The organism is Rhizobium sp. BK049, assembly GCF_014193135.1.
Classification (GTDB): Bacteria; Pseudomonadota; Alphaproteobacteria; order Rhizobiales; family Rhizobiaceae; genus Rhizobium.
Window position 1 is genome coordinate 1 of record NZ_JACHYV010000025.1, and the last position, 13,091, is coordinate 13,091.

Here is a 13,091-nt window from a genome sequence, read left to right on the forward strand (position 1 = left end):
GCCGCGTTGACGTTCGAGATCGGCAAAAACGCGGTAGCGGCCCTCGGCATGAAGCCCGTCCAGCTCGTTTTTGAAAAATGCTTCGAAATCCATCATATGCTCCAGTATCGCGCGGCCGTTCTTGCCGACCGGACGTCCGCGCGTCAATGCTTACCCTTTGCTTTAACATCAACTGCGGCAAAAGGCCCAGATTTTTGAATGATTCCAGACAAAAAAATGCGTGCGCCACAATCAGTGGGATCGGTGCGCAAAAGCGCCTGACATAGGCGCAAAATCCGCACGGCCGCAACAACACTCTCCGCGAAAAAAATCAGGCCAAGAGTGGACAACCCTTTCTTCCGACATAGTTTTCCAGCTAGCCTGCCAAAAAAACAAAAGGGACGGCCTTTGCCCACTGGACAACAACCTCGGAGAGAAGAGATGAAAAAAGCTGTCATACTCGCATTGATCGGCCTGTCGATCGCAAGCTGCACGCCGACCCAGCAGGGCGCCGGTATCGGCGCTGCATCGGGCGCCGTCATCGGTGGCGCGGTCACCGGCAATGTCCGCGGCGCGGCCGTCGGGGCCGCCATCGGCGGCGTGTCAGGCGCTCTTATCGGCAGCGTCGCGGAACAGCCCGGCCAGTGCTACTATCGCGACCGCTATGGTCGCCGTTACATTGACGCTTGCCCGCGCTGAGAGCGCTGACAAAGCGGCAAAACAGGAAATCCCGGACACACATCCGGGATTTTTTGTGCTGAATTAGTGCGTGGGCAATTTAAAATGGTACACCCTGCGCGATTTTGCCGCTAAGCTGTTCACGGCTGGGCAACGAAGCTTCATGTAGGCGTAACCAAAAGCAGCGGATGCGGATTAGAGGGACAAGTCCGAAAATAGGTTTTGCGTATCGGCGAACAGGCACCATGATGGTGGTCGCAGCGGCAGCTGCTTTCTCACCGGTCCTGATCGGCGATGCTTACGCCTTCAAGCTTTTCGGCATCACCATCTTCGGCAAGGAGGAGGACGAGAGCGAACAGGTGCCCGATCCGGTGCGCTATCAAGTCGACCTGAAGGCCGACACCGCCGATCCCGATCTTAAGGAAGCGCTCGAAAACAGCTCCCGCCTCGTCAGCGACCAGAAACAGCCAGTCTCCGGCGATCTCGGCATCGTCGTCAAGGCGCGTGACGACCGCGAGCGGCTGATCGCCGCCTTGTACGAAAAGGCGCGCTATGGCGGCGTGGTGACGATCACCATCGATGGCAGAAACATCGACGACCTGCCGCCCAATCCGACCTTCGACCGCTCCGGGCCGATCCCCGTCACCGTCAATATAACACCCGGTCCCGTGTTCAGGGTCAGAGAGGTGCAGTTCGGCGGCGACGCCGCAGATCGCAATCCCGCCGATTACGACCTTGCCCCCGGCGCCGAGGCCGGCTCGCTCGCCATCATCAAGGCCGGCGACAAGATTGTCGAACAGTTGAAAAGTGAAGGCCGGCCCTTCGCCAAATTGACCGAACGCAAGGTCGTCGCCGATCACAGGAGCGATACGGTCGACATCGTGCTTGCTGCCGAAGGTGGGCCTGTCGCCCCGATCGGCGATGTCGGGGTCACCGGCGAAAAAACCGTGCGGCCCGGTTTCATCCAGCGTTATTCCCGGCTGAACAAAGGGGACGCCTATTCGCCGGAAAGGCTGAAGAAGGCCGGCGAGCGGCTTCGCGCCCTCGGCGTCTTTTCGAGCGTCACTATTCATCAGGGCGATGTGCTGGCGCCTGATGGTACGCTGCCGATGACGATCGAGGTTTCCGAAGGCAAGAGGCGTTATTTCGGCGTCGGCGCGCAATATTCCACCACCGACGGCCTCGGCATCCAGGGTTACTGGGGCCACCGCAACCTGTTCGGCGAGGCCGAGACGCTGAGGATCGAAGGCTCGGTCTCGCGGCTCGGCGAAACAACCGATGTCGGCAGCCTCGACTACTCCGCCGGCATCCTCTTCACCAAGCCCGGCGCCTTCTTCCCGGCCGCCACGCTGAAGGCCGGCATCGTCGCCAAGACCCAGAACCCGGACGCTTATAATGCGACGCTCGTCACCGCCTCGCTTGGCCTTTCCTATGAACTGACCGACAAGGACACGGTGTCGGCGAGCGGCGAAGTCAGCTGGGAGCGTGATGACGACGCCTTCGGCACCAATGACTATCTGACCATCGCCCTGCCGCTTCAATATGATCGTGACGCACGCGACGACAAGTTCAATCCGACCGAAGGCTATCGGGCGACAGCATCGGCAAAGCCCGGCTACGAGATCTTCAACGCCACACCCTACGCGGCATTCGAGGGCTCGATCTCCGGCTATCTGCCATTCGGCGCCGAGGACCGCCTCGTGCTTGCCGGCAAGATCGCCGCCGGCGTGCTGATCGGCGGCGGCGGGATCGAGGACATTCCTGCTACGCAGCGTTTTTTCGCCGGCGGCGGCGGTTCAGTGCGCGGATATAGCTATCAGGAGATTTCGCCTTACAATGACAATGGCGATGCCACCGGCGGCCGCTCCTATGTGACCGGATCGTTGGAGGCCCGCTTCAAGATCACCGATACAATCGGCCTCGTGCCCTTCATCGATGTCGGCACCGTATCGGATAGCACCTTCCCGGGTTTTTCCGATATCCGCGCCGGCGCCGGCGCGGGAATACGATATGCCACACCTTTCGGGCCGTTGCGGCTTGATTTTGCCGTGCCGCTGAACAAGTACGAAGATGGCACAGATTATGGAATTTATGCCGGCATCGGCCAATCCTTCTAGGGTTGCGATTCCGGCTTCTTCCGATCGATGGGCCGCATGAAAACGGGGTAGTCCGCGCCGATGCAAACGCTGGCAAAAATCGTCAACTGGATCGTGCGGGTCACCGGCTATGCCGTAGGCGCCATTTTGATTCTCGCTGTCGCGGCACTTGCGATCTTCGGCTTCACCTCCTTTGGCGCCCGCATCGTCACCGAAAGGATCGCCTCCACCCTTTCCAACCGCGACATGACGATCGAGGTGCGCGAACCGGAAGGGCTTTTGACCGGCGGGCTTCGCGCCGCCGAAATCTCCCTATCCGACACCAGGGGCGTTTTTGCGGAAATTCACGGCGTGGCAATCGATTGGAACCCGCTAGCGCTGCTGACGGGAACATTCCACGCCAAGCGTTTCCAGATCGACACGATCAACGTGCTGCGCAAGCCGGTGCGCACCCTGCCCTCGCGGCCCGGCGCCGAAAATTCCGGCGGCTTCGCACTTCCGGTCAAGATCGATGTCGACCATGTGGCCCTGCCCGATATCAAACTGGCCGAAGCTTTTGCCGGGCGCGCCTTCGCGCTCGCCGCCAACGGCAGCCTTTCGGCCGATGGCGACGGCGGCGAAGCGATGGTCAATGTCAGCCGCCACGCGGTTCCGGATGCGCGCCTTACTGCCGATATCGCCTATGCGCCGGCCGAAAACCGGCTGCGGCTGAGGGCGCAGCTTGCCGAGCCGAAGGGTGGGCTTTTGGCAGGCTTCCTCGGCCTGCCTGACAATCCTGCCGTCAACATCGACATCGACGGTCAGGGACCGATATCCGACTGGACGGGCAAAGTGCAGGCTGCGCTCGACGGACAGCAGCGCGCTGCAATCGAGGGCCGGCATGCGATTGGCACAGACGGACTGCACCATCTCGATCTCAAGGGTGGCGGTGACCTGAGTTCGCTTCTTCCCGCGGCATTCCGGCCGCTTTTCGCCGGCCAGACCAATATCGACCTTGCCGCCACCTTCGACGATCATGGCAAGCTCGATATCCAGACCGGCAACATCGCCACCGGCAGCGTCGTCATCGCCGCATCGGGCGCGCTTGATCCGGCCGGCAACAACAGCCTGAACGCCAATCTGCTCGGCACATCCGGCCCCGTCGATTTCCGCTGGCCGCTCGCCGAAGGCGAAGCGCGCTTTCTGATATCAGGCCTCAACCTTGCTCTAACAGGCGACGCGCAGACCGCCCGACTGAGCCTCAGCGGCTCGCTCGACAGCGCAACCTTGCCGCAGGCCGATATCGGCAATGTCAAGCTGACGGCAAAGAGCGACGCCTTCAATCTTGCCGCCCGTTCCGGCAGCGTTCAGCTACGCCTCGTGGCCGGCGACGCAACCTTTGCCGAGCCGAACCTCAACCGCGCAGTTCAAGGCCCTATCACGATCGCCGCGCCGCTCCAGATTTCGCTGGGCGACATCGGCTTCAACGGCACCACCGTCGAAAGCGCCAATATCAACGGCAGCCTCAACGGCTCCTATCGGCTGGCGGACCGCGCGCTGACCGGCAATGTCAAGCTGAGCGTCGAACCGGCGGCCCTGCCGGCTGCGGCGACGAGCAGGTTCGATCAGCCGATCTTGGTCGAAGGCCAAGTGACTGGCACGATCCCGTCGAAATTCGCGCTGTCCAACCTCGTCCTGAAATCCGGCACGCTTGAAGCTGCCGGCAACGTCGCGCTCGACGGCTCGATGTTGAACGCCGATCTTTCAGGCCGGCTGCCCGATATCGGAAAGCTGATGACAGGCGCCAGCGGCGGAGCAGGTTACGCGCTGAGGATCGGAGGCGAACTGCCGGCGATCTCCGTGACAGCCAATATCAAGGCTCCCAGCCTTGAGATAGCTGATCGCGCGCTCGCCGACCTCAATATCGATCTGTCGGGTGTCGCCGATCCCAAGGCGCCGCAGGGGAAGTTTGCGGCCACCGGCACGATCGACGGACAGCCGCTCGGCATCAACGGCGACATCCGCTCTGAAAACGGCGAGACGAACATTCCCGCACTGACCGCCGATGTCGGCGGCAACCGGCTGACCGGCAATCTGGAACTCTCGCCCTCCTTTACACCCTCGGGCGCGTTGACCTTCGATTTTCCCAAGCTGGGCTTGCTGGCCGCGCTCGGCGGACAGAAAGCCGAAGGAGACCTCAAGGGTTCGCTCGGCATCGATAGCCACGACGGCAAGATCGCGCTCAAGCTCGTTGCGTCAGGCGCCTCGATCCGCCGCGATACGCTCGCGATCGCTAAGCCGGATATCGACCTCACGGTCAGCGATCTCAGCACCCTTGCGGCAAACGGCACGCTCAGGGCCGAGGAGGTAGCTGCCGGAGCGAACAAACTTGGCGGACTTTCTCTCAGTTTTACCAAGCAGCAAGACCGCACCAACTTCGACCTCGATGCTGCCTATGACGGAAATCCCGTGATGGCGGACGGCACCATCGAGATGGCCGCCGGCAATATCGGCCTCAACCTCGATCGGCTCTCGGCAAGCCCCCGCAACATTCTGATCGAACTCGCTGCGCCGACGCGGGTCACGGTCACCGGCGGCGTCGCCAATCTGGACGGACTGACGTTGAAGACCGGCGCCGGCTCGGTATCGGTTACCGGTTCGGCCGGCGAGACGCTGAAGCTCGATGCCATCATCAAAGAGCTGCCAGCATCACTCGTCGACGGTTTCGTGCCGAATCTTTCGGCTGGCGGCACGATCTCGGGAACGATTGCCGTGACGGGAACGCCGGCAGCACCCATCGCCGATTTCAAACTCGACTGGAAGGATGCGACCACAGGACAGCTTAAGGGCGCGGGCCTGGCACCGCTCGGCATCATCGCCAGCGGTAAATTCGTCGACAAGAAGCTCGATTTCGACACGACAATCGCCGGTGCCGACAGCCTGTTGCTCAAGGCCCGCGGTGACGTCGGGCTCGCCGATCCGACGGCGCCGGTGTTCGATATCGACGCCGATATCCTGAACCTGCCTGCGCAGGTCGCCAATGGTTTCGTTTCCGATCTCGCCGCCGAGGGCGCGATCACCGGAAAGGTGACTGCCTCCGGTTCGCTTAAGGCTCCGACCGCCAATTTCGATCTCGCCTGGAAAAACGCTGCCACGAGCCACACAAAGCGGGCCGGCCTCGCGGCTCTTGATGTGACCGCGTCCGGCAAATTCGCGGGCGACAAGCTCGATTTCGACGCTGCGGCCAGAGGCGCCGGCGGGGGCTCGCTCAAGGCAAACGGCAACGTTGATATCACCGGGACGACGGTCGGCAGCGTCAGGGCGGACGCAACGCTGACCAATATCCCCGCAACTATTGCCAACGGCTTTGTTCCCGATCTCGCAGCGGAAGGCACTGTCTCGGGAATGGTCGCGGCCAGCGGGTCGCTTGCGGCTCCGAACGCCGATTTTGATCTCCATTGGCAAAACGCCGCGACGAGTCACACGAAACGAGCCGGCCTTACCGGTCTTGACGCTAGGGCGTCCGGAAAGTTCGCTGACAACAAGCTCGATTTCGACGCTGCGGCCAGCGGCGCCAACAACCTCTCGCTCAAGGCAAACGGCAACGTGGACATCACCGGAACGACGGTCGGCAGCGTCAAGGTCAACGCAACACTGGACAATATCCCGGTGGCTATTGCCAACGGCTTCGTTCCCGATCTCGCAGCGGAAGGTGCTCTCTCCGGAACGGTCGCGGCCAGCGGGTCGCTTGCGGCTCCGATCGCCGATTTTGATCTCCATTGGCAAAACGCCGCGACGAGCCACACGAAACGAGCCGGCCTAACCGGTCTTGATGCCACGGCGTCCGGCAAATTTGCCGACAACAAGCTTGATTTCGACGCCGTGGTCGCCGGCGCAGACAGCCTCTCGCTCAAGGCGAACGGCAATGTCGCCGTGACCGGCACGACGATCGGCACCGTCGCGGCCGATGCGACGCTGTCAAATATCCCGGCAAGCCTGGCAAACAGCTTCGTCGCCGATCTCGCCGCCGAAGGCACAGTCTCGGGGAGGATCTCGGCTGCGGGCTCGCTTTCCGCCCCCACCGCCAATTTCGACCTCAATTGGAAAGACGCTGCGACGAGCCACACGAAGCGTGCCGGCCTTGCCGCTCTCGACATGACCGCATCGGGGAAATTCGCCGATAACAAGCTGGATTTCAACGCGGCCGCCGGTGGCGATCAAGGTCTCTCATTGAAGGCCATGGGCAATGTCGCTCTCGCTGGTACGGCGATCGACAGCGTGAAGGTCGATGCCGAAATCGCCAAACTCCCGGCTGCTCTCGCCAATGCCTTCGTCCCCGATTTGGCGGCCGGCGGCACAATATCAGGCACGCTCTCGGCAGCCGGAACACCCGCTGCACCCAAGGCCGATTTCAAGCTCGACTGGACGGACGCCGCGACCAGCCACACCAGAAGCGCGCATCTTTCCGGCCTCGCGCTTGCCGCATCGGGACACCTCGCCGACAACAAGCTCGACTTCAACACCAATCTTGGCGGCCAGGACGGCCTGTCGCTGAATGCCGCTGGCAATGTGGCGATATCGGGCACTTCGATCCGCAACATCGACGTCAAAGCCGATCTTGCCAATCTGCCCGCGGGCCTTGCCAACGGCTTCGTTCCCGGTCTTGCCGCCGAGGGCACCGTGTCGGGAACGGCATCCGCCTCAGGAGCGCTGCCGAAACCCGCCGTCGATTTCAAGCTCGATTGGAAGAACGCCGCCACCGCCCAGACCAGGAGCAGCGGCTTGTCGGGCCTGAGTGCCGCGGTCACCGGCAAGTTCGCCAATGACAGGGTCGATTTCGATGCTAGCCTTGCCGGCAAGGACGGCATGTTGGCCAAGGCGGCGGGTGGCGCGACGATCGCGGGAACCGCGATACGCGACCTTTCGATCAATGCCGATATTCCGGCGCTGCCCGCAAATATCGCCAATGCCTTTGTTCCCGGCCTCGGAGCCGAAGGCACGCTGTCGGCGAGCGCCCAGACATCGGGAACGCCGGCAGACCCGATCGTCGATTTCAAGCTGAATTGGAAAGATGCCGCGACCAGCCACACCAAGGCCGCCGGCCTCTCCCGCCTTGCCTTGGCGGCGACGGGAAAATATGCCGGCGACCGGCTGGATTTTGATGCCGACCTCAGCGGCGGTGGCGGTATTTCGCTGAAAGCCGCTGGTAATCTTTCCATTGCAGGCACAACGATCCGATCGATCGACGTCACCGCAAACGCCGCCAATGTTCCGGCCGCCATCGCCAACGGTTTTGTTCCTGGCATAGGAGCCGAAGGCACGATCTCGGCGACGGCCAAAGTGACTGGCACGCTGAGCTCGCCCGTCGTGGACTTCAAGGTCGACTGGAAGAATGCGGCAACGAGCCAGACGAAGGGCGCCGGTCTTTCGCCATTCACCATCGGCGCATCCGGCAAGCTTGCCGATAACAGGCTGACGGTCGACACCAACCTTGCCGGCGACGCCGGCATGTCGCTGAAAGGCGGCGGCAGCGTCGTGATATCGGGCAACCGCGCCCTCGACATGCGCTTCAACGGCAATGTTCCCTTCGCCGTGCTTGGCGCCCCGCTCGCACAGCAGGGCTTTGTCGCCGACGGCGTCGCCAAGGTCGATCTTAAGATTGGCGGAACGGCCGCAGCCCCCGTCATCAACGGCACGGTCTCGACATCAGGCGCCAAGCTTGTCGACGTCAGGCGCAATCTTGCCGTCAACAATCTCGCAGCCACCGTCACCTTCAATGGCAACCAGGCCGTCATCTCGCGCCTCAGCGGCAATCTGGGCGGCGGCGGCACGATTTCGGCAAGCGGTACCATCGGCATCCAGCCCGCCGGCGGATTTCCCGCCGACATTTCGATCAAGCTCGACAAGGCCGTCTATGTCGACGGAACGCTTGTCGTCTCGACCGTCAACGGAACGGTCGGCCTGCGCGGGCCGATCCTGAGTGCGACGCTGAGCGGCAAGCTTCGGCTGGACAAGACCTCGATCACCGTCCCGGAAAGATTGCCGACCTCACTCCGTGAAATCGACATCCGGCATAAAAACGCACCGCGAGCGGTGCTGGCGCAGCTGCGCGATGACGGTGAACGGAAGCCGGGCGAGAAGTCCTCGACTATCACACTCGACCTCGAAATCGATGCGCCCTCGCAGATCTTCGTGCGCGGCCGCGGCATCGATGCCGAGCTTGGAGGTCTCGTGACGATCCGCGGAACGGCGGCAGCACCGATCGTCACCGGTGGCTTTACAATGCGCCGCGGCCGGCTCACCATTCTCAATCGTCGCCTCAATTTCTCCGACAAGAGCAAAATCACCTTTGCCGGCGACCTGACGCCGGCGCTTGACATGGAAGCGACCTCCACCTCCGGCACGACGACCCTGACGGTGGATGTCTCAGGCCTTGCCACCGATCCGTCAATCACCTTCTCCTCCTCGCCCCAGCTGCCGCAGGACGAGGTGTTGGCGCAGCTGATCTTCGGCCAGTCGATGTCGAAGCTCTCGCCGGTGCAGATCGCCCAGCTCGCCGACGCCGTCAGCCAGCTGGCCGGCAACCGCTCCACCTCGCTTTTCGAGGGTCTGCGCAACCAGCTCGGCGTCGACGATTTCGACATCAGCACCGACGCGAAGGGCCAGACGAGCGTCAGCGTCGGCCGCTATCTCAACGACCGTACCTATTTCGAATTGCAGCAGGGCGGCTCGGCCGGCGCCAAGGCAATCATCAATCTCGATGTCGGCCGTGGCGTCAAATTGCGGGGAGCCGCCGGCGGCAATGGCGCCGGCGAAGCGGGCATCGTCTATGAACGGGAATATTAAAGCAGCTTAGAAACCCGTCTTGCTCGTTTTAAGAAGAATGTTGGTCTCGGTCGAATTGATGCCGTTGATCAGTCTGATTCGGCGCAGCGTCTCGTCAAAGGCGGCAAGATCGCGGTCCTCCAGCTCGGCGACGAAATCCCATTTGCCATTGGTGCTGTGAAGCGCCCGCACCTGCGGCAAGCCCCTGAGCTGATCGGCCACCCTGTCGGCGAGCTTGCCGAGCACCTCGATCATGACGATCGCGCGCACGCCGGCGGATCGCGTCTCGTGACTGGTGCGGATTGTGAAGCCGACGATGGTGCCGCTGGCGACCAGCCGGTCGATACGGGCGGCGACCGTTGCCCGCGATGCACCGGTCATTGCCGCGAGCGAGGAGACGGACATGCGAGCATTATGGCGAAGCGCACTCAGAAGTTCGGTATCGAGATCGTCCACGTCGAACACTTTGTCAAAATAGCTTTATCAATCTGCGCAATCATAATCCATTTCCGGCACTTTTCCATCTTTTTGCCGCCAGCCCTTTATCCCACTATCGGCCGAAAACAGGCCTCAAACGGAGCCCTCGAATGAATGCGCAATCGCGATCAGTCACCCTCATCGGCGCACCCTTGGAAGAAGGTTCGGGTCGCAGAGGCGCCGCCATGGGCCCCGCGGCGCTGCGGATCGCCGGCGTCGACCAGACCCTGATTGATCTCGGCCACGACGTCGCCGATATCGGCGATCTCTCTATCGTGCCGGCGATGGATCTGCCGAATCATCCGAAAGCCCATAATCTGAGGATCGTCGGTGCCTTCACCCGCGCATTGGAAAGCAGCGTCTATGACGTCGCCGCCGCCGGCCGCTTTCCGCTGATTCTCGGCGGCGATCATAGTCTGTCGATGGGCAGCGTCTCCGGCATGGCGCGTTATGCCGCCAGCAAGGAGCGCCCGCTCTTCGTGCTCTGGCTCGATGCCCATGCCGATTTCAACTCTCCGGCAACGTCACCCTCCGGCAATATTCACGGCATGCCCGTCGCCTTCTTCTGCGGCGAGGCGGAGTTCGCCGAAATCCTCCCGAAGGACCGGCCCTTCGTCGACCCGAAGAATGTCTTCCAGGTCGGTATCCGTTCGGTCGATGCGCGCGAGCGCGAGGAAATCCATGAACACGGCGTCAACGTCTTCGACATGCGGGCGATCGACGAGCAGGGCATCGGCGCCATCATGCGCGAGATTCTCGCTGTTGTCGCAAAGGCCAACGGCCTGCTGCATGTCAGCCTTGATCTCGACTTCCTCGATCCCGACATCGCGCCCGGAGTCGGCACGACGGTGCCTGGCGGTGCGACCTTCCGCGAAGCGCATCTTGTCATGGAAATGCTTTCCGACAGCGGCCTCGTCTCGTCGCTCGATCTCGTCGAGCTCAATCCGTTCCTCGATGATCGCGGCAAGAGCGCCCGTATACTGGTGGAACTGACGGCAAGCCTCTTCGGCCGCCGCATCTTCGATCGTCCGACACGCGCCGCATAGACAAGCTGAGGGAGAAGCGCCATGAACACTTCGGAAAAACTGATCGCAACGGAACAGCGGCTCGGCGCCCACAACTATAAGCCGCTCGACGTGGTGCTGACGCGTGGCGAAGGCGTGTATGTCTGGGATACCGACGGCAATCGTTATCTCGATTGCCTCTCGGCCTATTCTGCCGTCAATCAGGGCCATTGCCACCCGAAGATCCTCGCCGCCATGGTCGAACAGGCGGGGAGGCTGACGCTCACATCCCGCGCCTTCCGCAACGATCAGCTCGCCCATCTCTACGAGGAGCTTGCGACGCTGACGGGCTCGCACAAGATCCTGCCGATGAATTCCGGCGCTGAAGCGGTGGAGACCGCCATCAAGGCGGTGCGCAAATGGGGTTACGAGGTCAAGGGTGTTCCTGAAGGCAAGGCGGAAATCATTGTCTGCGCCGACAATTTCCATGGCCGCACACTGAGCATCATCAGTTTCTCCACAGATCCCGACGCCCGCACCAGCTTCGGCCCCTATACGCCGGGCTTCCGCATCATTCCCTTCGGCGACGCCGAGGCATTCGAAGCCGCGATCAACGGCAATACCGTGGCAGCCCTGATCGAGCCGATCCAGGGCGAAGCCGGCGTCATCATCCCGCCGGCCGGTTATTTCACCCGCATCCGCGAGCTCTGCACTGATAACAACGTCACTCTGATCCTCGATGAGATCCAGACCGGCCTCGGCCGTACCGGCAAGCTGCTGGCGGAGGAGCACGAAGGCATAGAGGCCGATGTGACGCTGATCGGCAAGGCGCTTTCCGGCGGCTTCTATCCCGTATCCGCCGTCCTTTCCAATTCCGAGGTGCTGGGCGTGCTGAAGCCTGGCCAGCACGGCTCGACCTTCGGCGGCAATCCGCTCGCCTGCGCGGTGGCGCGCACGGCCCTCAAGGTGCTCGTGGAGGAAGGCATGATCGAGAACGCCGCCGCGATGGGCGATTATTTCCTCGAAGGCTTGAGGTCGATCCGCTCCAACATTGTCAGAGATGTACGTGGCCGTGGCCTGATGATGGCGATCGAACTGGAGCCCGAAGCCGGCGGCGCGCGGCAATATTGCCATGCGCTGAAGGAGCGCGGCCTTCTCGCCAAGGACACCCATGACCACACGATTCGCCTCGCTCCGCCACTTGTTATAACGAGGGAGCAGGTCGATTGGGCCGTCTCGCAGATCGAAATGACGATCGGCTGAAGTAGAGCGAGGCGAAAAGCTTTATGCTCCCGTTCCCGATTTAGATTTGGGCAACACTCTTCTGTTAATGTCGTCGCTAACCGTAACGATGCTTTGAGTGCAGAGTCATCGCGTGGTGTGAAGGCAAAGCTCGTCCGCGCCAATGGTGGCGCACCCGCTTCTGCTTTGGCTTACGACAGTTGGGAAGAATTCTAATGGCCACGATCAATTCCACTAGCTTCAGCGGCGATACGCTCGAGATCATTGCCTTCCGCCTCCATGATCAGGAGTTTTGCGTCAAGACCACGACCATCCGCGAAATCCGCGGTTGGGCGCCCTCGACCCCGATCCCGCATTCGCCGGCCGATGTTATCGGCGTCATGAACCTGCGCGGTTCGGTCATCCCGATCATCGATCTCGCCTATAAGCTCGGCATGAAGAGTACGGTTGCCAACGAACGCAGCGCCATCGTGGTCGCCGAAGTTCATAGCATGGTCATCGGCATGCTCGTGGACCGCGTCTCGGATATTCTCACCATCTCATCCAGCCAGGTTCAGCCGGTGCCAGAAGTGACGGCCTCCTTCGACCGCGCGTTCTGTGAAGGCATCATCGCCTCCGAAAACGGCATGATCTGCTTCCTGAACCTCGCCAAGATGTTCAAGGAAAATGAGACGGATGAACTGGCTGCCTGATCTGCCGGAACAATTGGATATCGGAAAACCGCCGCTTTCGGCGGTTTTTTATTGCCGCCGACTTTCTTGCAGCGCCGCGACCTCGCCATCCCTCAGAACCACTTGTCCGGAAGCGGCCT

Annotated in this window: 7 protein-coding genes and 1 pseudogene; 6 read left to right on the forward strand and 2 right to left on the reverse strand. The window is 61.9% G+C overall.

The annotated features are described in order from the left end of the window. Positions 1–147: pseudogene (locus tag FHT70_RS30480) on the reverse strand (5-aminolevulinate synthase); the annotation flags it as partial. A gap of 273 nt (positions 148–420) precedes the next feature. Between FHT70_RS30480 and FHT70_RS22980 the strand changes: the two are divergent. The 3 genes from FHT70_RS22980 to FHT70_RS22990 all read left to right on the forward strand — a co-directional run bounded on the left by FHT70_RS22980 (position 421) and on the right by FHT70_RS22990 (position 9,578). Beyond that, complete coding sequence (locus FHT70_RS22980; protein WP_004679653.1) at positions 421–678, forward strand: YMGG-like glycine zipper-containing protein; 258 nt, start codon at positions 421–423, stop codon at positions 676–678. 167 nt (positions 679–845) lie between these two features. Then, entirely contained in the window at positions 846–2,774 is a 1,929-nt protein-coding gene (locus FHT70_RS22985) for an autotransporter assembly complex family protein (RefSeq protein ID WP_183705092.1), read from the forward strand. A gap of 60 nt (positions 2,775–2,834) precedes the next feature. Continuing rightward, positions 2,835–9,578, forward strand: a complete 6,744-nt coding sequence (locus tag FHT70_RS22990; RefSeq protein WP_183705094.1) for a translocation/assembly module TamB domain-containing protein — start codon at positions 2,835–2,837, stop codon at positions 9,576–9,578. A gap of 6 nt (positions 9,579–9,584) precedes the next feature. On the opposite strand, the gene FHT70_RS22995 is transcribed toward FHT70_RS22990, so the two are convergent. Continuing rightward, positions 9,585–10,022, reverse strand: coding sequence for an Lrp/AsnC family transcriptional regulator (locus tag FHT70_RS22995; RefSeq protein ID WP_176536244.1), 438 nt, complete (start codon positions 10,020–10,022; stop codon positions 9,585–9,587). A 122-nt stretch (positions 10,023–10,144) separates the two neighbouring features. Between FHT70_RS22995 and rocF the strand changes: the two genes are divergently transcribed. The 3 genes from rocF to FHT70_RS23010 all read left to right on the forward strand — a co-directional run bounded on the left by rocF (position 10,145) and on the right by FHT70_RS23010 (position 12,972). Further along, positions 10,145–11,080 carry an arginase gene (rocF, locus tag FHT70_RS23000; protein ID WP_064811477.1) on the forward strand — a complete coding sequence of 312 codons (936 nt, stop codon included), beginning with the start codon at positions 10,145–10,147 and terminating at the stop codon, positions 11,078–11,080. Positions 11,081–11,101: 21 nt separating this feature from the next. Further along, the gene (rocD, locus tag FHT70_RS23005) at positions 11,102–12,301 is read left to right on the forward strand and encodes an ornithine--oxo-acid transaminase (protein ID WP_183705095.1); all 1,200 of its coding nucleotides are present in this window, start codon (positions 11,102–11,104) and stop codon (positions 12,299–12,301) included. A 194-nt stretch (positions 12,302–12,495) separates the two neighbouring features. Then, positions 12,496–12,972, forward strand: coding sequence for a chemotaxis protein CheW (locus FHT70_RS23010; protein WP_064707940.1), 477 nt, complete (start codon positions 12,496–12,498; stop codon positions 12,970–12,972). Positions 12,973–13,091 lie beyond the last annotated feature (119 nt).

Coding starts and splice junctions, on each gene's coding strand:
- FHT70_RS22980 (WP_004679653.1), top strand. CDS start 421: ATGAAAAAAGCTGTCATACTCGCATTGATCGGCCTGTCGATCGCAAGC.
- FHT70_RS22985 (WP_183705092.1), top strand. CDS start 846: ATGCGGATTAGAGGGACAAGTCCGAAAATAGGTTTTGCGTATCGGCGA.
- FHT70_RS22990 (WP_183705094.1), top strand. CDS start 2,835: ATGCAAACGCTGGCAAAAATCGTCAACTGGATCGTGCGGGTCACCGGC.
- rocF (WP_064811477.1), top strand. CDS start 10,145: ATGAATGCGCAATCGCGATCAGTCACCCTCATCGGCGCACCCTTGGAA.
- rocD (WP_183705095.1), top strand. CDS start 11,102: ATGAACACTTCGGAAAAACTGATCGCAACGGAACAGCGGCTCGGCGCC.
- FHT70_RS23010 (WP_064707940.1), top strand. CDS start 12,496: ATGGCCACGATCAATTCCACTAGCTTCAGCGGCGATACGCTCGAGATC.